Genomic DNA, 22,401 nt, shown 5'->3' with positions numbered 1-22,401 from the left:
TGCGTGTCGTCAGTAACGCCGCGCGGTCCATGGGCTGGAACCTTAGCGGTAAACCCCTGACTGTGCACGTACCGCCCGGCCTTCTCGGGATACGAGAGGACCGGGCGGTGCACGGAAATATCGGGACACCAAACGGTTCGGGACCCGAATAACGCCGTCCGTCGGCGTATACGGCGGCCCCGAACGCTATTCGGCGTATATCAGGCCACACATACGATCTCGCCATGAACGACGTTGAACCACCCGTCGTCCTGTCCGGCCCACTTCCGCCAGCCGGCGGCGACCGTGTCCAGATCGTCGACATAGGCGAAGCCCTTTTCCACGTACTGCGTGGCGGTCGAGGACTTCGTCGTGCGCTCGGCCCACATCTCGGCCCACCACCGGCGGTCGGGTTCCTCGGCGAAGACCCACGACGACGCGCTGGAGGTGATCGCGTCCCCGGCGAACCCGGCGGCCAGTGCCCAATGGCGCAGCCGCCGCCCGGCGTCCGGGTGGCCGCCGTTGGACGTCGCCAAGGCCTGATACAGCCGCAGCCACTCCTCCAGCGCCGGGACTTCCGGGAACCAGCGGAAGCCGCCGTAGTCGCTGTCCCGGGCCGCGACCACCCCGCCGGGCTTGCAGACCCGCCGCATCTCCTTGAGTGCCAGCACCGGATCGGCCACGTGCTGGAGCACCTGGTGCGCGTGGACCACGTCGAACGTGTCGTCCGGGAAGTCCAGGGCGTGGACGTCGGCGACCGCGAAGCGGACGTTCTCGGTGCCGCGCCGGGCCGCCTCGTCCCGCGCCAGCTTCAGCGCCTCGGCGGTGATCTCCACGGCGGTCACCGTGCCGCCGGCGACGCGGTCGGCGAGGTCGACGGTGATGGTGCCGGGCCCGCAGCCCACGTCCAGCACGCTCTGACCGGGGGAGAGGTGCGGCAGGAGGTACGCGGCGGAGTTCTCCGCGGTGCGCCAGCGGTGCGAGCGGAGCACCGTCTCGTGGTGGCCGTGGGTGTAGGTGTTCTGCGGGGTCTCCGGCCTCGTCGTCATGCCGGAGACTCTAGTAATGCGACCGCTATTCGAGAAGATGTGTCTTGCATAGTGAGATCACTGCGAGATCACTGATGGAAGAGCTCTTCCACGATCTGGGCGACGCCGTCCTCGTCATTGCTCGCCGTGACCCCGGAGGCCGCCGCCTTCACCTCGTCGAGCGCGTTCGCCACCGCGTAGGAACGCCCGGCCCAGCGCAGCATCGGCACGTCGTTCGGCATGTCCCCGAACGTCACCACGTCCGCGACGTCGATGTCGCGGGCGGCGCACCACGCGGCCAGCGTCGAGGCCTTGGTCACCCCGGGCGGCCCCAGTTCCAGCACGCCGCGGTTGGTGGAGTAGGTGAGCTGGCCGAGCGTCCCGACCGCGGGCAGCGCCTCGACGAACATCGCGGCGCTGCCGCGGCCGCGGTCGGCGGCCAGGATCTTCAGCAGCGGGTCGTCCGCCACCGCCCCGGGCAACTCCTCATAGGACACCACGCGGCGCCCGGCATCGTCGTCGTCCTGGTCGAAGGGCGACAGCTCGTAGTCCGCCTCGCGCACCATCCCGTGCGGCGTCTCCAGCGCGAACCGGGCCCCCGGCAACGCGGCCCGCACATCGGCCAGCAGTTTCGCCACGGTCGCCGGGTCGAAGGGTCGGGCGTCGTAGGCCGCCCCGGCGGCCAGGTCGTAGCACACCGCGCCGTTGGAGGCGATGACGTGCGGCAGCCGTCCGAAGCACGGCTTGAGCCGGTCCAGCCACCGGACCGGCCGCGCGGTCACGGCTATCACGTGCGCGCCGCGGGCCATGGCCAGGTCGAGCGCGGCGCGGGTGCGGGCGGAGGTGGTGCCGTCGCTGCGCAGCAGGGTGCGGTCCAGGTCGGTGGCGATGACTTGAGGCGACATAGCGCGGGGTGGGTCGGCCTGAGGTGGGTTCACACGATCAAGAGTCGCATGCGGGGCGTGGGGGGATGAATTCGTCAAGCCTCGGCGGCGGCGTAGCGGGGCCCCGGCGAGCTGCTCACTTCGGTGATCGCCTCGGCACCGGCGGCTTCCCGCCCCCACCGCCGGGCCAGCACCGTGCACACCATCAACTGGATCTGGTGGAACAGCATCAGCGGCAACACCATCAGACTCAGCTCGTGTCCCGGGAACAGCACCGCCGCCATCGGCAGCCCGGAAGCCAGGCTCTTCTTCGACCCGCAGAACACCAGCGTCACGCGCTCGGGCCGGGCGAAGCCCAGCCGCGCCGAGGCCAGACTCGTCGCCGCCAACACCGCCGCGAGCAGTACCGCGCAGCACAGCGCCAGCGCGCCGAGCCGGGCCATCGACACCGAATGCCAGACCCCGGCGACCACGCCTTCGCTGAACGCGCTGTACACCACCAGCAGGACCGAGCCGCGATCGACGAGCGTCAGGAACGGTTTGTGCGCGCCGATCCAGTCGGCGATCCAGCGCCGTGCCACCTGGCCGGCGATGAACGGGAGCAGGAGTTGCGCGGTCAGCGAGGTCACCGCGCTGCCGTCCACCCGCACCGCGCCGCCCAGGACCACCGAGGCCAGCGCCGGGGTCACCACGATGCCGGCGAGCGAGGAGAACGACGCCGCGCACACGGCCGCCGCGACGTTTCCGCGGGCCAGCGACGTGAACGCTATCGACGACTGCACGGTCGAGGGCAGCAGCGTCAGGAACAGCACGCCCTTGGCCAGTTCCGGGCCGAGCACCGGTTTCGACGCCGCCTCGGCCGCCAGCCCCAGCAAGGGGAACAGGACGAAGCTCGCGGCCAGGATCACCGCGTGCAGCCGCCACTGCTTCACACCGTCCCATGCGGCCTTCGGGGACAGGCGCGCGCCATAGAGGAAGAACAGCAGGCCGATCACGAACACCGTCGCGTGGCTCAGCCCGGTCGCCGCGCCGCCGCGGGCCGGCAGCAGAGTCGCCAGCCCCACCGTGCCGAGGATCGCCATCAGGTAGGGATCGACCCCGACCTTCGTCAGAGCGCCGCGCGTAGTGCCGCCTGCGCGCTGTAGTACGTTCGCCACAGCCCTTCCTCCTCCTGGTCGGGCACGATTGTATACAATCAAGGTGGCCGATGGACAGCAGGGTGGGCAAGGACGGCAGGGATGGCGGGGCCGGTGGCGTCACCCGCGCCATCCGCGACGACATCATCCGCGGCGTCCACGCCCCCGGCGCCCGGCTGGCCGAGGAGGCGCTGTCGGCCCGCTACGGCGTGTCGCGCGTCCCGGTCCGCGAAGCCCTGCGCACGTTGGAGGCCGAGGGCTTCGTCGCCCGGCGGCCCTACGCCGGCGTGGTGGTCGCCGCGCTGGACGACGCCGAGGCCGAGGACCTGGTCGAGATCCGGTCGCTGCTGGAACCGCTCGGGGCCGCGCGGGCCGCGGTCCGGCACACGCCGGAGCAGTTGGGGCGGTTGAAGGAGCTGGTGGCGCTGGCCGACGACGCGCTGGCGGCCGGGCGGCTGGAGGAGCTGGCGCGGCTGAACAGCCGGTTCCACGAGGTGCTGGCCCAGGCCTCCGGGAGCCGGACGCTGACCGAGCTCATCACCCAGCTCAGGTGGAAGATGGAGTGGGTCTACACGGCCAAGCTGCCGCGGCGCGCGCAGGACTCGTGGCGCGAGCACCGGGAGATCGTCGCGGTCCTGGAATCCGGCGATCCGGACAAGGCGGCGCGGGTCGTGACCCGGCACATCGGCAAGGGCCGGGGCGCACATCGGCCGGCGGATCCGCAGGCGATCGCCGTGGACCAGGACCCTGAAGACTAGATTGTATACAAGAACTGGATGTATACGAGGCTGGATTCGTTCATCAGTGCTCCCGCTGTCGGGTGCCGGCGATAGCGTGCCCGGGTGATTCAGGATTTCCGATACGACGCCCTGACCTCGTTCTACGGGCTGCCGATCTTCCCGTTCGCCTACAGCGACCCGTCCGACCTGGAGCTGGCGGCCATCCCCGAGGACGTCGAGGCCTGGGCCTGGTGCGTCGGCAGCGACTCCTACGGCGGGGTCGAGGGCGAAGTGATCTGGCCCCTGTTCCTCGACGGGGTCGACACCACCCGCGTCCGGGCCCTGACGCTCGGAGCCTGGATATCCGACGTGTCGGGCGAGGGCTGGGACGAGTACCACGCCGCGCTGCTCGCCGCCGCCGACCGGTTCCCGAACCTGGAGGCGCTGTTCATCAGCGACGTGCCGTCGGAGCTGACCGAGGTCTCCTGGATCGAGCAGGTGGACCCCGGTCCGCTGCTCGCGGCGTTCCCGAACCTGATCGAGTTCGGGCTGCGCGGCACCTCGCGGTTGGAGATGGAGCCGTTGGTCCACGACCGGCTGCGGGAGCTGACGATCCAGACCGGCGGCCTGCCGCCGCGCGTCGTGCGCGCCGTCGGCCGCTCCAAGCTCCCGGCGCTGACCGGACTCGACCTTTATCTGGGCACTGAGATGTATGAGGGCGGGGCCGGCGCCGACGATCTCGCCGACATCCTGTCCGGCGCGGCCTTCCCGGCGCTGCGCCACCTCGGGCTGCGCAACGCCGAGGACACCGACGCGCTGGCGGCGCTGCTCGCCCACGCGCCGGTCGTGGCCCAGCTGGAGTCGCTGGACCTGGCGCTCGGGATGCTGGGGGACGAGGGGGCGGCGGCGCTGCTCGCGGGGCAGCCGCTGACCCACCTGCGGCGGTTGGATCTGCACCATCACTGGATCGGCGAGGAGATGATCCAGCGGCTTTGGCAGGCGCTGCCCGGGGTGGAGATCAATGTGGATGAGCCGTTGTCGGACAGCGGCGAGGACCGGTTCATCGCGGTGGCCGAATGAGCGCGCTGAGTTGGGCGGTGGTCGCCAGGACGGATGAGCCGGCGCGCGCTGATTGGGCGCGGGCGGCGCGGGAGGTTCGGGGCAGACGGCCACGTCCTTCCCCGGGATCCGTTGGCTGGGCGTGGACCTCGCCCTGGACAACCACGAATCAGAGTTCGTGTTCGACGTCGATCCGTTCGGCGCTTTCCTGCCCGGGCTCGTCAGCGGCTTGCCAAACACTACGGATGATCGCGGCTCCCTGTCTGTCCGAGCGGCGGTGCTGCGATCGCTGTCTTCGAGATCCTGATGACGGGGGCACCTGAATATGCTGCGCGACTGTCACCGATTTGAATCAGGAGGCATACTCTCAGCCATGAAGCGCCGCCGCACCGCCCTGCTCGCGTCCACCGCCGCCGTCCTCTCGGTGGCGGCGACGGCCTGCCACGGCGGTTCGTCCGCGAAGGGCGGCGGCTCGGACTCCACCACCGACGTCGCCGCCACGGTGGTCACGCACGTGCTGGAGTCCAAGCTCGACGACCCGCACACCATCTTGCACTCCGGCCCGGTCGGCACCGCCCCGATCCCCGCCGGCGCCACCCAGAACGGCAAGCTCACGGCCCAGGCGTTCGACGGCATCCCCAAGGTCGGCGCGGTGTTCTTCAGCGTCGGCGGGGTCGTGTCGGCGCACTACTGCACCGGCAGCGTCGTCCACAGCCCCTCCGGCAACCTGGTCGTCACCGCCGGCCACTGCGTCCACAACACCCTGTTCGGCGGCTGGCAGGACCACATCGTCTTCGTCCCCGGCTACCACGACGACATCGCGCCGTATGGGATGTGGGTCGCGACGAAGGCGTATGTGGACTCCAAGTGGGTCGCCTCCGAGGATCAGGACGCGGATATAGCGTTCCTCGACGTGCGCAAGGTCGGGGGCGGCTCGCAGACCCTGGAGAGCATCACCGGCGCGAACACGTTCACCGCCGAGCCCGGCTACGAGAACAAGATCAGCGTGGTCTCCTACCCGCTGACGGCCGCCAAGCCGGTGGGCTGCCAGGCCTCGACGGCGAAGTTCAGCGACACCCAGCTGGAACTGGGGTGCGCAGGACTGCCGGACGGGGCGAGCGGGAGCCCGTTCATGGCTTCGGGGGACAAGCTGGTCGGGATACTCGGCGGGTATGAGCAGGGCGGCAACTCGCCGGACGTCTCTTACAGCATCTACTTCAGTTCGCGGATCGCGGGTATTTTCAAGGCGGCCACCGGGGGGTGAGGGGGCTCCCTCACATCACCTCCCACTGGACGCGCAGCCGCGCGCATCGCAGGATGCGAACATGCCCGCACGTCTGTCGTCCGCACCTCTGTCGTCCGCACCTCTTCCGTCTGCTCCGCCGGCCCGCCGCCTCAACCGCACCGCGCTGGACCTCCACGAGCTCGAAGTCCCCGAAGTGGCCCTGCTGCCGTTCGCCGTGGGCTCGTTCGAGCGGATCGGCCCGTTGTCGCTGGCTGACTTCCCGCATCGGCACACGTTCTACGAGATCGTCCTCGTGACCGCCGGTCGGGGCCGGCATGTCGTGGACTCGCAGCCGTTGCCGATCGTGCCGCCGCACTTCGGGGTGATCGTGCCGGGGCAGGTGCATCACTGGGAGGGGGCGCGCGGGGTTGACGGGTTCGTGCTGTTGTTCAATGAGGACTTTTTGGTGCGACACCCCGAGGATGTGTCGGTGTTGCAGGCGTTGTATCCGCTGACGTGGCTCAGTCCGGGCGGTGCGCAGATGGCCGGGCTGGTCGCGTTGGTGGCGGAGATGGAACGGGAGTTGCGCGCGGGGGACGGCGGGCATGAAGGGGTGCTGCGTGCGTATCTCCATATCCTGATCGTGCGGGCGGCGCGGATTGCGGGGGCGGGCGGTGCGTCGGCATCTACCGGGGCGACCGGGGCGACCAGAGCGGTTGGCCCCGCCGGTGCGCCGATCGCGGGTGCGGCCACGGTCGCGCCGGTCACGTCGGCCGGGGACCTGGTCGACCGGTTCCTGCGCCTGACCGCGGCGCCAGGACAGGGGAACAGGACCCTGATCTCCTACGCGCGCGAGATCGGTGTGTCGCCGGGCCACCTGCACGAGTTGGTGCGGCAGCAGACCGGGCTGACCCCGGGGCAGGTGACACGGCGGCAGCGGGTGGTGGAGGCCAAGCGGTTGTTGACGGGGACCGATCTGGCGGTGCGGCAGGTCGCGGAGCAGGCGGGATTCGGTGATCCGGCGTACTTCTGTCGGTTCTTCCGGCGGGAGACGGGGTTCAGTCCGGGGGAGTTTCGGCGCCGGGCCGGAGGAATGCACCACGATCCCGTGGTCTAGTCCATTTCGGTGCCGGGGCGGAGTGCCTAGATTCTGCTGTGCACGGGTTCGAGTATCAGAGTCCTGTCACAAGGACACTGTCACCGGAACCCTGTCACAACCAGTTCTCGTCTCCGTCCGCCACCGAAGGAGTCGCCATGTCCGTCCCCGAGGACCCGCCCGGAATCACCCGCAAGACGTTGTTGAAGGCCGCTGTGGCCACCGGGCTCGCGGCACCGCTCGTGGTCGCACGCGGGGGGTTCGCCAAGGACGCCGCCGCCGATGAGAGTCGGGGTGAGCCGGTGGCCGCCGGGCCGAACGGGCCGCGGGCCATCACGCCGGCCTGCCAGGACGGCGACGCGCCGACCATCGACCAGATCGAGGGTCCGTACTTCAAGCCGGACTCCCCGGAGCGGTCCGTGCTGGCCACGCCCAGCACCCCTGGTACGCCGCTGACCGTGACCGGCGTCGTCTACGGCCTGTCGTGCCTGCCGATCGCCGCCGCCCTGCTGGACTTCTGGCAGGCCGACGACGGCGGTAACTACGACATGACCGGCTTCAACTTCCGCGGCCACCAGTACACCGACGTCAACGGCAACTTCGCGCTCACCACGATCGTGCCGGGCCTGTACCCGGGGCGCACCAAGCACATCCACGTCAAGGTGCAGGCGCCGAACCAGCCGATCCTCACCACGCAGCTGTACTTCCCCGGCGTCCCGCAGAACGACACCGACAGCATCTTCGACGCGCGCCTGCTGATGGACGTGACGCAGCAGGGCGCGGGCGAGGCCGCCACCTTCGAGTTCGTGCTGAACGTGGACCATGACCCCGGCGGCGGATCCCCGCCGCCCGGCGCCGGCTGGGCCGTCGGCCACGCCTACAACGCCGGCGACACCGTCACCTACGGCGGCAAGACCTACGTGTGCCTCCAGCCCCACACCTCGCAGGCCGGCTGGGAGCCGCCGAACGCCCCGTCGCTCTGGCAGGCCCAGTAGCGGGCGGCGCGGGTCGTGCCACCGCCGGCGTGACGCCGGGCGTCGGCGGTGGTACCTGGTGCGGCGCGGGCATCCGCCAAGCCCGCGCCGCGCCGGGGTGCTGTTCGGGGCCCGGCGGCGGTGATATCCCGTGCGCGTCCCAGCGCGGCGTTGACCAGGCGATATGAGCGCTGCCGGGCGGCTGTGCGCGCCGACTTCGTTGAAGTTCGGGGTGCCGGCCGCGCGATCGCGGCTCCCGCGTGTCACAGCGAACCTGTACAAATGGCTCCATGCGTAACGATGTCACGAGTCCTATCGGCCGCGAAGAAGCCGAGGCGGCGCTTCGCCGGCTGGCCGGCGATGCCGCGCGGCTGCGTGAGGACCAGTGGACGGCGATTGAAGCATTGGCCGTGCACCGTTGGCGGGCGCTGGTGGTGCAACGGACCGGCTGGGGAAAGTCGGCGGTGTACTTCGTGGCGACGGCCTTGCTGCGGGCCCGGGGTGCCGGGCCGACGCTGATCGTGTCGCCGTTGTTGGCGCTCATGCGCAACCAGATCGAGGCCGCTGAGCGGGCCGGGATCCGGGCGCGGACCATCAACTCGGCGAACCTGCACGAGTGGCGGGAGATCCAGGCCGAGGTCGCCGAGGGTGTCGTCGACGTGCTGTTGATCTCACCGGAGCGGCTGAACAACCCCGACTTCCGCGACGACGTGCTGCCCAAGCTGGCTTCCGAAGTCGGATTGCTCGTTGTCGACGAAGCTCACACGGTGAGCGATTGGGGCCATGATTTCCGCCCTGACTATCGCCGTATTCGAACATTCTTGGCGGATCTGCCGCCGGACGTGCCGGTGTTGGCGACGACCGCGACGGCGAACGCGCGCGTGGTGGCGGATGTCGCGGAGCAGCTCGGGACGCACAGCACCGGCGATGGCGCCGACACCGAGACCCTGGTGTTGCGCGGGACGTTGGATCGTGAGTCGCTGTCGCTGCACGTGGTGCGCCTGGGCAGCCCGGAGGAGCGGTTCGCGTTCCTGGCCGAGCACCTGCCGGACCTGCCGGGCTCGGGCATCATCTACACCCTGACGGTCGCGGCCACCGAGGAGGTGGCGACCTTCCTGCGCTCCCGCGGCTTCGAGGTGGCCTCCTACTCCGGCCGCACCGAGGACGCCGAGCGCCGCCAGGCCGAATCGGACCTGCTCGGCAACCGCATCAAGGCGCTGGTCGCCACGTCCGCGCTCGGCATGGGTTTCGACAAGCCCGACCTGGGCTTCGTGGTGCATCTCGGCGCGCCGAACTCGCCGATCGCGTACTACCAGCAGGTCGGGCGCGCCGGGCGCGGCGTGGATCACGCCGAGGTGCTGCTGCTGCCCGGGCAGGAGGACCGCGCGATCTGGCAGTACTTCGCCTCGCTGGCCTTCCCGCCGGAGCAGCAGGTGCGCGCGACCCTGGACGCGCTGGCCGCCGCCGGCCGTCCGCTGTCCACCGCGGCCCTGGAGCCGCGCGTCGACCTGCGGCGCTCGCGCCTGGAGACGATGCTGAAGGTGCTGGATGTGGACGGCGCGGTGCGGCGCGTCAAGGGCGGCTGGGTCTCCACCGGCGAGAGCTGGGAGTACGACGGCGAGCGCTACGCGCGCGTGGCGGCGGCTCGCGAGACCGAGCAGCGCTCGATGATCGAGTACGAGACGACCACCGAGTGCCGCATGACATTCCTGCGCCGGCAGCTCGACGACCCCGCGATCGAAGGGCCCTGCGGCCGCTGTGACAACTGCGCCGGCGCGAAGTTCACCGCGAGCGTCACCGGCGAGGGTGCCGAGGCGGCGCGCGCCGCGCTGGCCAAGCCCGGGGTGGAGATCGCGTCGCGCAAGCTGTGGCCGACCGGGATGTCGGCGCTCGGGGTGGCACTGACCGGCAAGATCCCCGTGTCCGAGAGCGCCGAGACCGGCCGGGCGCTGGGCCGCCTCACCGATCTGGGATGGGGCAACCGGCTGCGCGACCTGCTCGCCGACGGCGCGCCGGACCAGCCGCTGCCGGCCGCGATGGCCGACGGGATCGTGAAGGTGCTGGCGAACTGGGGCTGGGAGCACCGGCCCACCGCCGTGGTGTCGATCGGCTCGCACACCCGGCCCGGCCTGATCGCCGACACCGCACGCCGGATCGCGACCATCGGGCGGCTGGGATACCTCGGCGCCGTCGAGCCCGCTTTCCGGGAGGAACGGCAGGCCCCGCGTGGCAACAGCGCGCAGCGTCTGCGCCAGGTCCACGACGCCTTCACGATCAGCGACGACCTCGCCGCGGCCATCGCCGCGAATCAGGGCCCGATCCTGCTCGTCGACGACTCGGTCGACACCGGCTGGACCATGACCGTCGCCGCCCGGCTGCTCCGCCAGGCCGGAGCCGGAGCTGTTCTGCCTTTCGCACTGGCGGTGCAGGGCTGACCGCGCTCGACCGCAGTTGACCGCAGTCGACCGCAGAGAACGCCTGACGACCGCGCGATCGATTGTGGAGCGACGGCGGGAACGGCTGAACTGCGCTGAACTGAGCTGAACTGGGCTGAACCGCACCGGGATCGGGCCGTACCGCTCGGTGTGGCAGCAGGTCAAGCAACGGTCCTGACCTGCTGCCAAAGCTATCGCCGCGGCGGAAACCCGGGGCGCTTCACATCACCCCTCCGGGGGCCTACCACCTTGGCGGTATCCCTCGGTGCGGGTTCACAGCTCGGCCTCTATCTGTGCCAACTCCTCAGGCGTGCCGTAGCTGATCGGACCCTGGAAGCTGCGTCGGGCGGTGATGACCCACCAGAGTCCGGCGACCACCAGCACCACGCCGAGCGCGACCGGCGCGTAGTTGAAGGTCTTGGCGGTGATCGGGCTGACCTGCGGTAGCAGGAACAGAATGCTGCTGAAAACGACCCAGGTGATCGCGACGCGAGCCACGGGGACGCTGAACCGCCCGAGGTTCCACGGCCCGCGCTCGAAGTCCCCCCGCCGGCGCAGCCACAGCCAGATGGCGATGCCGTAGGACCCGAACAACCCGATGACGTTGATCGACACGATCGCCGGGAACGCGGTGGTGCTCCACAGCGAGGGCACCGCGAGCACGAAGGCACCGACCGCGGCGAACCAGACGGCGTTGACGGGGGTGCCGTTGCGCACCGTGCGCCACCACTTGGAGCCGGGCATCGCCCCGTCGCGGGAGAAGGCGAAGATCTGGCGGGAGTTCGAGGTCAGGTTCGCCAGGCCGCAGAACAGCATCGAGCCGATCACCACCAGCATGAACAGCTTGGCCGTGGTCAGCCCGAGCGCGCCGGTGAAGATCACCAGCGGCGGCACCGGGGCGCCGGCCTGGTTGCTGTAGTCGGTCATCGAGAAGGTCATCGCGATGATGAGGATGAGCCCGACGATCCAGGAGAACGCTATGGAGCGCACCATCCCCTTCGGCGCGGACACCGAGGCGTGCACCGTCTCCTCCGACATGTGCGCGGAGGCGTCGAACCCGGTGAAGGTGCCGGCGCTGAACAGCAGCCCGATCAATCCGGCATAGATCCCGGAATGGAAGCCGGTGCTGTTGACGAAGTGGGTGAAGGCGAACGACGCCGAGGTGTGGTGCGAGGGGAACACGGCCAGCCAGCCGACGATCACCATGGTTCCGATCAGCAGCCACCACACCGCGACCTTGTTCAAGAACGCGACCAGCCGCACGGTGAAGGTGTTGAGCAGCCCGTGCACGGCCAGGACGGCGGCGTAGATGGCCAGCGTGCCCTTGGTGGTGGGGCGGTAGGAGCTCCACTGGGCCGCGGCCAGAGCCTGGATGAAGGTGGCGGCGCCGAAGTCGGCCGAGGCGGTCCCGGCTATCTGGCCGGCGAAGTTCAGCCAACCGGTGTACCAGGACCAGGCCGCGTTATGCCGTTTGGCGAGTTTGGCCGACCAGTAGTACAGCGCGCCGGACGTCGGCAGCGCCGAGTTGATCTCGGCCATCGAGGCGCCGACGAACAGCACCATCAGGCCGACCAGGACCCAGCCCCAGACCATGACCCGCGGGCCGCCGGAGGCCATCACGAGCGCGGTCGAGTACATGATCCCGGTGATGAAGTTGATGATCGTGGCGGACATCGCCAGGTTCCCGAAGGCGTTGACCCGCCTCGCGAGCTGTCTGGGGTATCCGAGCTCGTGCAACCGCAGGTCGTCCTCGGTCAACGACGATCTGCTGCGACGCTGCCGGGAAGCTGCGTCGGTGTCTCTGGTCTGCGCCATGAGCGCACCTCCAAAGAGTCGAATCGGTCAGGGGCCGGGGCGGACTGGCAGGCGGCTGCGAAAGCAGGCCACCGCCAGGGCAGTTGCACGACAGTCCGCGGCAGCTGTGCGGAAGGTCGTGCTCCGGGTGCGGCATCGTGAGCGTGGTGGGGGTGAGCAGAACGCCGCTTCCGGGACGTGCGGGGGTTAGGTGGTGCTGAATCAGGGGCTTGGTGGTGCTGGAGCCCGCATACAACGTTCTCGTGCTCTGGAGAACACTTCGGCGGCCTGGCCGTGGAGCGACCACGGCATGGTCAGCGCGTAGCGGCCGATCTCCTCGAACACCGGCTTGGCGTCAGTGAAATAACCTCCTTTCCACAGCGCGTGCGCCATCAGGTGCAGATCCGGCAGCAGTGTCGGCCCCGCGCGGGCCTTGCTGGCGAACCAGGACTGGTAGGCACGCTCGATGTCCAATCGCGCGTGGACGGCCGCCCACTGCCGGTCTCCGTTGATCAAGCGCGCCCGCGCGCTGTCACCGGATTCGCGCTGGAACCCGTCGACGTATGCCACGAGCGGCAGCACGTGCATCGGCGATCCGGCCGGCGCGTTGGACGACGCCCACCTGGCCATGTCGAACACGTCCGACACGGCCCCGCCGGCTGCGGAGCCGATCGCCGCGAGCAGCCGGTGGAAGCCCTCGCGATTCCACGGATCACGCCGCCGCACTTCGGCCATCAGCTCGCGCGGCGTCGTCTCCTCTGGTGCCCTGACGTGCAACTGCAACCGCGCCACCCACGGGGTCGGATCCCCAGGCGCGTATTGGGCGGCTTCCAGGCACGACTTCTCGGCGAGTTCGACGAGAGCCGGCGTGCTGTGGTGCTTCTCGCGCTGGGACCGGATGGCGCGGATGACCGCCGTCCTGGCTTGCAGGAGCACGGCGTCGAGGTTGTCCGGCTCCTCGCTGCGCCACCGCTCGACGGCCGCACTCGGAGCGGCGGCCTGCGCGAGCAGCAACATCCGGTAGCACCGCAGATCCCATTGCCGACCGGTCGCCGCCAGCAGATCCTTGGCCGGCCGGAACCGCCCGGCGGCCAGGTCCTGACAAGCCGTGGCCAGATCGCGATCCGATCCCGCCGGATTCCAGATCAGTCGTTCCGAGGCCGATGAAGAGCCCTGTGATCCTCTCACCGGGCACCGCCGGACTCCGGCTGGGCGAACTGCGAGTCCGGAGCACCGAAGTCACCGGATCCGCACATCCCCAGGTTGATCGTCACAAATTCCCTCCCCCGTCATAGCTGTCCGATCGCCCCGCCGTTGTCGGTTCCGATCACATCGAGTGTTCGGTCGGCGACACTGCTGGGGAGTGACCATATCAGGGCCCGATGTTCCGGGGCGCCCTGACGAGGCCGGGGGCCGGGGCCGGCGGTCCCGGCGGCGGGCCGCGACCCTGATCAGGGTGTTGAGAGCGGCGATCGCGGCGAACGAGGGCGTGGCGCGAAGCGCAGTGCGGTCTTTGCGGCGATGTTTGCGATCGGGCCGGTTCAGGCCGCGCCGCCGGCGAGCCCGATCCGGTACGCCAGGACGACTGCCTGGACGCGGTCGCGCAGGTCGAGTTTGGCGAGGATCCGTGACACGTAGGTCTTGACGGTTTCGGGCGTGATGAACAGTGCTGTGGCGATCTCGGCGTTCGAGAGCCCTTGGGCGATGTGTTCGAGTACTTCCAACTCGCGAGGCGTCAGCGTGCGCACGATGTCTTCGCGCGCCGTGCGGGACGGGTCGCCCGGGCGCAGCCGTTCGGCGAAGTGGCCGATGAGCGCGCGAGTCACCGCCGGTGCCAGCAGGGCTTCGCCTCCGGTGACGGTGCGGACGCCGTTGACCAGTTGGGCCGGAGGTGCGTCCTTGAGCAGGAAACCGCTGGCTCCGGCGCGGAAGGCCTCGTAGACGTAGGCATCGACGTTGAACGTGGTGACGACCAGGATCTTCGGCGGGTCGGCGGCCTGTGGCCCGGCCAGGCGGCGGGTGGCCTCGATGCCGTCCAGCAAGGGCATCCGGATGTCCATCACCACGGCGTCGGGACGCAGGCGCGTCGCCTCGTGGACCGCCTCCAGGCCGTTGGCGGCCTCGCCGACGACCTCCATGTCGGGCTGTGCGGAGAAGATCGTGACGTAGCCGGTGCGCACCAGTTCCTGGTCGTCGCAGACGAGCACGCGGATCGGCTGGTCGGTCATGGGCTCACTCCTGATCGGGTCCGGCCGGGATCCGGGCTCGGACGGTGAATCCGCCGTCGGGGCGTGGGCCGGCCTCCAGTACGCCGTCGAGCACGCGGACGCGCTCGCGCAGGCCGGCCAGACCCCGGCCGCCGGCCGGCAGCTCCGGTGCGCGGTAGGCGGATGCGGAGGCCGCCGGTCCTTCCACGGCGGATCCCTCGGTCCTCACCTCGACCTCGATGTGCCGCGGGTGCTGGTTGAGCCGGACGTGGGTGCGGGCCCCGGGCGCATGCTTCATCGCGTTGGTCAGCGCCTCCTGCACCACGCGGTACGCGGCCAGTTCCACCGCGGCCGGTCGCACTCGTCGTTCACCGGCTTCGCTGAGTTCGACGGCGTGACCCGCGGCCCTGGCCTGCTCGACCAGGTCCGCGATCGCGCCCTGGGCCGGGGCGAGGTCCGGGCGCGTCGGGTCGCCGGCGGGCTTGTCGCCGGTCGCCTCCAGCACACCGAGCAGATAGCGCAGCTCGGTCAGCGCGCGCCGCCCGGTGTCGGATACGGATGTCAGCCCGGCCGAGGCCCGCTGCGGGTCGGATTCCAGCAGGTACTGCGCCGCGTCGGCCTGCACCACCATGGCCGTCACGTGGTGGGTGACGACGTCGTGCAGTTCGCGGGCGATCCGGGCCCGTTCGGCGGCGGTGGCGGCCTCGGCGGCCAGCCGCCGCCGTTCAGCCTCCTGCTCTCGCAGCCTGCGCATCAGGCCGCCGGCCAGCCAGGCCGCGGCGGCGGCCAGATAGAAGGCGAAGTAGTCGCCGAACCCGAGCAGCGAACCGAGGTGGTGCAGCACCAGGGCCAGCGCTGCGTAACCGGCGGTCGCGGCGGCGGCGGCGACGCGGCGTGATCGCTCCTGGTCGGCCCCCGCGGAGTAAAGGGCCAGATACAGCCCGATGCTGGCGAACGTCGTCGGGTAGCCCCGGGCCTGATCCACGGCGAACCCGGCGCCGATGACCGTCAGCACGGCCGCCGGGAACCTTCGCCGCGCGGCCAGCGGCAGCGTCTGCACCAGGGCCAGCACGACGCTCAGGGCGTCGGCCGGGCGGCGGGGCAGGTCGCCTATCTGCGCGCCGACCTTCGACAGCGCCGGAGCGAAGGCGAGCACCGCGAGCGCCGCCGCCAGCACGCCGTCCTCGATCAGCGCATCCTGGCGGCGGCGCAAGTCCCGCAAGCCGCCTATGCCGCGCAAGCCGCGCAAGCCGCGCACGCCCCGCGGCGGCACCGGCCGGCGAGGCGTGGCGGACGCGTTCACTAGCGGTTCCTCCGGTTGGCGCGGCGTGCGGGCACCACATTGCCACGTCGGCGGGCGGCGGCGAACATCGGCACCGCGAGCAGCAGGCTGATCACCACCGGGACGACCGAGGCCTCCAGGCCGAACCCGCCGCCGGTCAGCAGGTGCGAGCCGCTGGTGTGCACGGTCAGCAGCCGGGCATCGGCGGCGTGCCCGGACACCGGGACGCCCAGCAACTGCTCGACGGTGTTCCAGGCGAAGTGCACGCCGACGACCAGCCAGATGCTGCGCCGCCACAGGAACGCCGCCCCCAGCATGACCCCGGCCTCGATCGCGATCGCCAGCCCGCTCCAGAGCGTCGCCCCCGGATTGGCCAGGTGTGCGGCGCCGAAGAACAACGCCGTGGCCACGACCGCGACCCGACTGCCCCAGCGCTGCTCGATGGCCTGGAGTGCCACCCCGCGGAACATCAGCTCCTCGGTCACCGCGGCCCCCGCCTGGAGCGCCAGCACCGATGCCAAGGTCGGCAGCACGGCATGGTGCGCCCAGGAGAACGAGTACCCGCCGAACGCCGCGATCAGCGCTGTGGCCGCCGCGACGAACCCCAGCCCGATCGCGCCGCCCAGCAGCACCCGCCGCCCGGCGCCACGCCGGGCGATCTCCGGTGTGGCCCGCCGCGCCAGGCGGCGCATCACCAGCCAGTACACCCCCATCGCGACGACCCCGCCCAGCAGCGGCACCGGGCCCGGCCCGGTCGCGGTCAGACCTGAGACCAGACCCACACCCGCCAGCCCGGCCAGCGCCCAACTCAGCGGCGAGTGCACGAGCTGATTCAGGCGCCCGTCACCGTCACCGTGGCCGGACCGCACCGGTCCAGCACCGTGGCCGGACCGCACCGGTCTGTCATCGAGGTCTGTGTCGCAGCGAATATCCGTCGTGCCCATCGGTAGCCTCCCGGGATTGCGATCGCCCCAGCGGGCGACCTGCCACCAACGCTAGGAATCCGGCCGCCATCACGAATCACCTGCCAGCGGACGATTCCGGTAGCTCTCACGGGGGATGCGGGGCGATGAACACGACGATGTCAGTGGGCTCATACAGCCGCGAGTCATCCTCATAGCCGCGAACACGATCGGGAAGGTTCGCGACTTGCCGGGCGCGTTGGAGCCGGCCGGTCAGCTGCACGCGGTTCCGTTGAGGGCGAAGCTCGTGGGCGAGGTGACGTTCGAGGCCCAGGTGCTCTGGAAGCCGAACTGCCCAGTGTCGCCGGGGGCGATGGCCGCTCAAGCGTCAGGTGACGGCAGTGTTGTAGCGCTTTGCCGAAGGCCGCATCGTGCGAAAGCTTTGCGCGGCGCGGCGCGGCGCGGCGCGTTGCGTTGCGCTTGGGCGCGGCATCGGTCATCGGCACCTTCGGCAAGGCCATGCGGCGGTAGCCCCACCCGTGATTCTCTTCAACGCCCGCGATCCAGCGTCATCCCAGCTCGCGGGGATGATTTTCGGCACGCTCAGCTTTCGGGGCGACGGCAGGTGGCTGGGGAACGCAGATCGCGTTCAACGTGTGTTGCTCATGGCGTCATTTGCGCAGGTTCGCTCTGACAGCCCGCTGCCGGATCCCGAAGTAGCCCGAGCAACGTGGTGCTCAGCAGGTCGGCGGCCTCGGTGCGCGGCAGCCGCTCCGCGTCGGCTTCGGCGGCGGCCGCGTGTGCGAGGGCGTAGATCGAGGCCATTACCCACGGCAGCGGTAGGTCGGTGCGGAACTCACCGTCGTGGCGGCCCCGGACGATCACCGCCTCGATCCGGGCGAAGACCCGCTCGTGCAGCTGCCGGACCTTCTCCGGGCCGAGGTGCCGGGTGGCCGCGGCCAGCAGCCCCTGGTAGCGGCCGAGCAGCCACGGCGCGTGCAGCAGGCGGTCCACGGCCGCGGTGGCGGTGCCCGATTCCAGGTCCAGTTCGGCGAAACCGGCGTCGGCCTCGGCGAGCGAGCGGACCAGCAGGGCGTCGACGATCGCCGGGAGGGAGTCGAAGTGGCCGTAGACCGTCACCCGGCCCACGCCCGCCGCCTTGGCGATCTCGGTGACGGTGGTGTCCGGGCTGCTCGCGAAGCTCCGCAGGGCCGCGTCCAGGACGGCCGTGACGGTCCGCTCAGCGTCGGCGCGCTTCGCCGGGCGCTTGTCGGTCTTGGGGGCCATGGCCTCAGGGTATGGCCTGGGGCCATGGCCGCCCGATCGCGGCGCCACGACTACAGCGCCACGATTACGACGCCACGACTACGACGCCGCAGCCCATCAGTGCCCGAACACCGGCCGCGCCGCCGGATCCGGACGTCCCGCGGGCAGCGCGCTCAGCGCGGCGGCCGCGGCCGCCAGTGCGATCCCGGCAGCCAGCGCGAACGCCGTCCGGAAGCCGCCGACGCCGGTGGCTGCCGTGCCGAGGCTGGAGGCGGCGAGCACCGACGCCAGCGCGACGCCCAGCGCCGATCCGAGCTCGTGCCCGGTGTTCACCAGTGCGGAGACCACCCCGGCCTCGCGCTGGTCGGCCTGGTGCAGGGCGGCGGTCGTGGCCGTCACCAGCGCCATGCCGACTCCGGCGCTGAGCAGTATGAACCCGGGCAGTACGGCGAGCGCCGCGTTCCCTGACACCGGCAGGCGGGTCAGCAGCAGTGCGCCGACGGCTGCGAGTGTGAATCCGGCGCACGCCGTGCCGCGGAAGCCGAGGTGGCCGAGGCTGTGCGAGGCCAGGTGCGCGCCGAGGCCGGTCGCCACCGCGACCGGCAGGTAGACCAGGCCGGTCTTCAGCGCCGAGTAGCCCGCGCGGTACTGGAGGTACCAGGAGATGAGGAAGAAGCCGGTGATCAGGATGATGGTCGCCGCGAACATCACCGCGGTCCCCGCGACCACCGAGCGGTCGCGGATCAGGCCCGGCCGCAGCAGCGGTTGCCTCGCCGAGCGTTCCAGCGCCACCAACGCCCCGGCGGTCACCACGGCGCCGGCCAGCGGCAGCAGGGTCGCGGCCGTGGCCCAGCCGGCGCTTCCGGCGTGGATCAGGCCGTAGACCAGCAGTGCGGCGGTGGCGGTCGCGGCGAGGGCGCCGGGCAGGTCCAGGCCGCGGAGCGACCGGGCCGGGGTTGAGGCCGGGACCAGGCGGGGGAGCAGGGCCAGGAGTACGAGCCCGACCGGCAGGTTCACGAAGAACACCCAGCGCCAGCCCGGCCCCGACGTCAGCGCGCCGCCGACCAGCACCCCGACCGCGGCCCCGGCTCCGCTGATCGCGCCCCAGACGCCGAGCGCCTTGGTCCGCTCGGGTCCGTGGAAGGTCGTGGTGACGATCGACAAGGCAGCCGGGGAGAGCAGCGCGGCGGCCACACCCTGCACCGCGCGCCCCGCGATGAGTTCCCCGGCTGAGTGCGAGAGCCCGGAGGCCAGGGAGGCGACGGTGAACGCGGCCAGGCCGAGCAGGAACGCGCGGCGGCGTCCCAGCCCGTCGGCGAGCCGGCCGCCGAGCAGGAGCAGGCCGCCGAAGCACAGCGTGTAGGCGGCCGGGACCCAGGTCAGGGCTTGGCGGCCGAGGGACAGGCCGGTGGCCATGGACGGCAGCGCCAGGTTCACGGCCGTGATGTCGATGATCAACATGAACTGTGCCAGGCAGAGCAGGGTCAGGGCGGTCCAGCGGCGCGGGTCGGGATTGGGTTCGGGTTCCATCGCGGGCCCTTCCGGTCAGAGAAATCAAACAGGGATGTTCGAGTTCTACGATGGCCCGCTGGCGTCGACTAAGTCAAACGCTAGTGTTTGAGTTAGTCGCAACGGCCCAGGCGATAGGCTTATGGCACCCCTGCCATCACCGCCGGAAAACCGGTCCGACCAGCGAGGAACCCCATGGCCAAGGCACTGTCGGAGATCCTGGCGGACGACGTCCGCGCCGCGCTGACCGCGGTGCTGGGCGACGCGGCGCGAGGTGCCGACCCGCTGATCCGGCCCTCGGACCACGCCGACTTCCAGGCCAACGGGGTGCTGCCGTTGGCCAAAGCGGTGAAGGGCAATCCTCGCGAGCTGGCGACCCGGGTCGCCGCGGTGCTGGCGCCGGCTGCGGGTGCCGCCGCCGACGCCGCAGGTTCCGCCGAAGCCGGTACCGCTGCCGGTGCCGAAGATGCCGAAGCCGCGGCCGAAACCGTCCCGACCTCCGGCGTCATCGCCGCCGTCGAGGTGGCCGGCCCCGGCTTCCTGAACCTCACCCTCACCGCCGCCGCCCTGGCCGCCCAGGCCGCCGAGCGCCTGGGCGACCCGCGGCTGGGCGTCCCGCCGACCGCCGTCGGCCGGACCACCGTCATCGACTACTCCCAGCCGAACATCGCCAAGGAGATGCACGTCGGCCACCTGCGCTCGACCGTCATCGGCGACGCGCTGGTCCGGCTGCTGGAGTTCGACGGCCGCACCGTGCTGCGGCAGAACCACCTCGGCGACTGGGGCACCCAGTTCGGCATGCTGATCCAGTACCTGGTCGAGCACCCCGAGGCCCGGCCGGCGCGGGCCGAGCACTCCGGCGAGGCCGCCATCTCCTGGCTGACCACCCTCTACCGCGACGCCCGCGTGCTGTTCGAGTCCGACACCGAGTTCGCCGACCGGGCCCGCAAGCGCGTGGTGACGTTGCAGGGCGGCGACGAGGAGTCGCTGGCCGCGTGGCGCGAGATGGTCGCGGAGTCCAAGCGCTACTTCGAGGACGTCTACGCCCGGCTGGACGTGCGCCTGGTCGACGCGGACGCGGTCGGCGAGAGCTTCTACAACCCCTACCTCGCCGAGGTCGCCGCCGACCTGGAGAAGCGCGGCGTCGCGGTGTGGAGCGAGGGCGCGCTGTGCGTGTTCTTTGAAGACATCAAGGGTCCGGACGGCGACCCGGTTCCGCTGATCGTGCGCAAGAGCGACGGTGGTTTCGGTTATGCCGCCACCGACCTGGCCGCCGTCCGCTACCGGGTCAACACCCTGAAGGCCGACCAGATCCTCTACGTGGTCGACAGCCGCCAGGCGCTGCACTTCCGGATGGTGTTCGAGGCCGCCCGCCGGGCCGGCTACCTGCCGGCGGACGTCGAGGCGGTGCACGTCCAGTTCGGCTCGGTGCTCGGCACCGACGGCAAGCCGTTCAAGACCCGCGCCGGCAAGACCGTGCGGCTGATCGAGCTGCTGGACAACGCGGTCGACCACGCGGTGGCCACGGTCGAGGAGAAGAACCCGGGCCTGCCCGCCGCCGACACCCGCGCCGAGGCCAAGGTGGTCGGGATCGGAGCGGTGAAGTACGCGGACCTGTCGACCTCGCGCACCAAGGACTATATCTTCGACCTGGACCGGATGGTCTCGCTGCACGGCAACACCAGCGTGTATTTGCAGTACGCGCACGCTCGGATCCACTCGATCCTGCGCAAGCTGCCGGCGGGTACCGAGGTGCGTGTGCACGGCGAGCTGGCGCTGGAGCCGGCCGAGCGGAAGCTGGCGCTGCACCTGGACGACTTCGGGGCGACGGTGGCCGCGGTCATCGAGAACTTCGAGCCGCACCGGCTGGCGTCGTATCTGTACGCGCTGGCGCAGACCTTCTCAGACTTCTACGAGAACTGCCCGGTGCTGAAGGCGCCGACCGATGCGGTGCGGGAGAACCGGGCCGCGTTGGTGGAGCTCACCGGGGAGACGCTGAAGCTGGGGCTGGCGCTGCTGGGGATCAGCGCGCCGGATCAGCTCTGAGCCGGTGACTCGGCGATTCGGCGATTCGGCTCTGAGGTGGTGTCGGTGCTGGTGCCAAAGCCAGCGCCACGGCCAGCGCCAGCGCCTGCGACCTAGGCCGCAGCCGCGATCGCCGAGGCCTCCTCGATCGCCGCGATCACCCGCTCGGTGTCCGTGAGATCGTCCAGCACCACCTTCGCGCCGGCCGCCCGCAGGTCCGCGCCGGAGGTGGTGCCGCTGGCGACGGCGACGACGGCGGCGTCGTGGGTGAGCGCGGCCTCGACGTCGCGGACGGTGTCGCCGAGGACGACGGTCCGGGCCGGGGTGTAGGTCTGGCCGTAGCGGGTCTCGGCGCGGTGCCAGGCGTGGGGGATCAGGGCATTGCGTTCGAACTCGTCGTCGCCGTAGGCGCCGACGCTGAAGTCGATCCACGGGTCCAGGCCGAAGGCCCGGAGTTTCATCTCCGCGACGCTGCGGATGTTGCCGGTCAGGACCGACTGGCGGATGGCGGGGTCGGCGGCGACGGCCTGAAGCGCGGCGCTGGCTCCGGGCAGCGCGAAGCCGCGGGCTTTGGTGGCCTCGGCGCGATCGAGCAGGGCGCGCTCGATGTTGACCAGGAAGCGCGCCAGGAGTTCGGGCTCGGGCTCGACGTCGTGCATGCGCAGGATGCGGGTGGCCATCGCGCGTTCGGTCAGGCCGTTGAAGGTCATGTCACCGCGCCAGGGGCTGCCGATGGTCTCCTGGACCGCCGCGGCGTAGGCCTCGGTGGCGACTCCGCTCGTCCTGATCAGGGTCAGGTCGATGTCCCACAGCACCAGCAGTGTGTCGCTCACACTTGGCCCCTTCGTGTCGTGTCGCGTCGCGTCCGTCCCGAGCGGCCC

19 protein-coding genes are annotated in these 22,401 nt (G+C 70.8%); 7 read left to right on the top strand and 12 right to left on the bottom strand.

Annotation, left to right across the window (positions count from 1 at the left end; all coding sequences use genetic code 11):
* Positions 1–200: 200 nt before the first annotated feature.
* From IZR01_RS07940 to IZR01_RS07930, 3 genes are all read right to left on the bottom strand, one after another.
* Positions 201–1,028 carry a class I SAM-dependent methyltransferase gene (locus IZR01_RS07940; protein WP_194895811.1) on the bottom strand — a complete coding sequence of 276 codons (828 nt, stop codon included), beginning with the start codon at positions 1,026–1,028 and terminating at the stop codon, positions 201–203.
* Between the two features lie 68 nt (positions 1,029–1,096).
* A complete protein-coding gene (locus IZR01_RS07935) occupies positions 1,097–1,912 on the bottom strand; it encodes an HAD family hydrolase (protein ID WP_194895812.1) in 816 nt (271 codons plus the stop codon).
* A 74-nt stretch (positions 1,913–1,986) separates the two neighbouring features.
* On the bottom strand, positions 1,987–2,973 hold the full coding sequence (locus IZR01_RS07930) for a bile acid:sodium symporter family protein (RefSeq protein ID WP_194895818.1): 987 nt from the start codon (positions 2,971–2,973) through the stop codon (positions 1,987–1,989).
* 125 nt (positions 2,974–3,098) lie between these two features.
* On the opposite strand from IZR01_RS07930, the gene IZR01_RS07925 reads away from it, so the two are divergent.
* The 6 genes from IZR01_RS07925 to IZR01_RS07900 all read left to right on the top strand — a co-directional run bounded on the left by IZR01_RS07925 (position 3,099) and on the right by IZR01_RS07900 (position 10,535).
* Positions 3,099–3,785, top strand: coding sequence for a GntR family transcriptional regulator (locus IZR01_RS07925; RefSeq protein ID WP_194895813.1), 687 nt, complete (start codon positions 3,099–3,101; stop codon positions 3,783–3,785).
* Positions 3,786–3,869: 84 nt separating this feature from the next.
* Positions 3,870–4,826 (top strand): STM4015 family protein, encoded by a 957-nt coding sequence (locus IZR01_RS07920; RefSeq protein WP_323746943.1) that lies wholly within the window; start codon positions 3,870–3,872, stop codon positions 4,824–4,826.
* A 352-nt stretch (positions 4,827–5,178) separates the two neighbouring features.
* Entirely contained in the window at positions 5,179–6,069 is an 891-nt protein-coding gene (locus IZR01_RS07915; protein ID WP_194895814.1) for a trypsin-like serine peptidase, read from the top strand.
* Between the two features lie 61 nt (positions 6,070–6,130).
* Positions 6,131–7,147 carry an AraC family transcriptional regulator gene (locus IZR01_RS07910; protein WP_194923435.1) on the top strand — a complete coding sequence of 339 codons (1,017 nt, stop codon included), beginning with the start codon at positions 6,131–6,133 and terminating at the stop codon, positions 7,145–7,147.
* Positions 7,148–7,284: 137 nt separating this feature from the next.
* Positions 7,285–8,121, top strand: a complete 837-nt coding sequence (locus IZR01_RS07905) for a dioxygenase family protein (RefSeq protein WP_194923434.1) — start codon at positions 7,285–7,287, stop codon at positions 8,119–8,121.
* Positions 8,122–8,390: 269 nt separating this feature from the next.
* Entirely contained in the window at positions 8,391–10,535 is a 2,145-nt protein-coding gene (locus tag IZR01_RS07900; RefSeq protein ID WP_194923433.1) for a RecQ family ATP-dependent DNA helicase, read from the top strand.
* Positions 10,536–10,808: 273 nt separating this feature from the next.
* Here IZR01_RS07900 and IZR01_RS07895 read toward each other — a convergent pair whose 3' ends face one another.
* The 8 genes from IZR01_RS07895 to IZR01_RS07860 all read right to left on the bottom strand — a co-directional run bounded on the left by IZR01_RS07895 (position 10,809) and on the right by IZR01_RS07860 (position 19,516).
* Complete coding sequence (locus tag IZR01_RS07895; RefSeq protein WP_194923432.1) at positions 10,809–12,350, bottom strand: amino acid permease; 1,542 nt, start codon at positions 12,348–12,350, stop codon at positions 10,809–10,811.
* Positions 12,351–12,551: 201 nt separating this feature from the next.
* Positions 12,552–13,517, bottom strand: a complete 966-nt coding sequence (locus IZR01_RS07890) for a hypothetical protein (RefSeq protein ID WP_194897018.1) — start codon at positions 13,515–13,517, stop codon at positions 12,552–12,554.
* A gap of 353 nt (positions 13,518–13,870) precedes the next feature.
* Positions 13,871–14,557: a response regulator gene (locus tag IZR01_RS07885; protein ID WP_194897019.1), complete on the bottom strand. Its 687-nt coding sequence runs from the start codon at positions 14,555–14,557 to the stop codon at positions 13,871–13,873.
* Between the two features lie 4 nt (positions 14,558–14,561).
* On the bottom strand, positions 14,562–15,767 hold the full coding sequence (locus IZR01_RS07880; protein WP_438939654.1) for a sensor histidine kinase: 1,206 nt from the start codon (positions 15,765–15,767) through the stop codon (positions 14,562–14,564).
* Positions 15,768–15,838: 71 nt separating this feature from the next.
* Positions 15,839–16,762, bottom strand: coding sequence for a CPBP family intramembrane glutamic endopeptidase (locus tag IZR01_RS07875; RefSeq protein ID WP_194897020.1), 924 nt, complete (start codon positions 16,760–16,762; stop codon positions 15,839–15,841).
* A 231-nt stretch (positions 16,763–16,993) separates the two neighbouring features.
* Entirely contained in the window at positions 16,994–17,095 is a 102-nt protein-coding gene (locus IZR01_RS07870) for a cellulose binding domain-containing protein (protein WP_194897032.1), read from the bottom strand.
* 288 nt (positions 17,096–17,383) lie between these two features.
* Entirely contained in the window at positions 17,384–18,007 is a 624-nt protein-coding gene (locus IZR01_RS07865) for a TetR/AcrR family transcriptional regulator (RefSeq protein ID WP_194897021.1), read from the bottom strand.
* Between the two features lie 96 nt (positions 18,008–18,103).
* Positions 18,104–19,516 carry an MFS transporter gene (locus IZR01_RS07860; RefSeq protein WP_194923431.1) on the bottom strand — a complete coding sequence of 471 codons (1,413 nt, stop codon included), beginning with the start codon at positions 19,514–19,516 and terminating at the stop codon, positions 18,104–18,106.
* 174 nt (positions 19,517–19,690) lie between these two features.
* On the opposite strand from IZR01_RS07860, the gene argS reads away from it, so the two are divergent.
* On the top strand, positions 19,691–21,541 hold the full coding sequence (argS, locus tag IZR01_RS07855) for an arginine--tRNA ligase (protein WP_194923430.1): 1,851 nt from the start codon (positions 19,691–19,693) through the stop codon (positions 21,539–21,541).
* A 92-nt stretch (positions 21,542–21,633) separates the two neighbouring features.
* Here argS and IZR01_RS07850 read toward each other — a convergent pair whose 3' ends face one another.
* Positions 21,634–22,353: an HAD family hydrolase gene (locus IZR01_RS07850; protein WP_323746528.1), complete on the bottom strand. Its 720-nt coding sequence runs from the start codon at positions 22,351–22,353 to the stop codon at positions 21,634–21,636.
* Positions 22,354–22,401: the final 48 nt, after the last annotated feature.

Source organism: Catenulispora pinisilvae (genome assembly GCF_015356865.1).
Classification (GTDB): domain Bacteria; phylum Actinomycetota; class Actinomycetes; order Streptomycetales; family Catenulisporaceae; genus Catenulispora; species Catenulispora pinisilvae.
The sequence above is the reverse complement of the archived record's forward strand: the minus strand, read 5'-3'. Positions and strand labels throughout refer to the sequence as shown.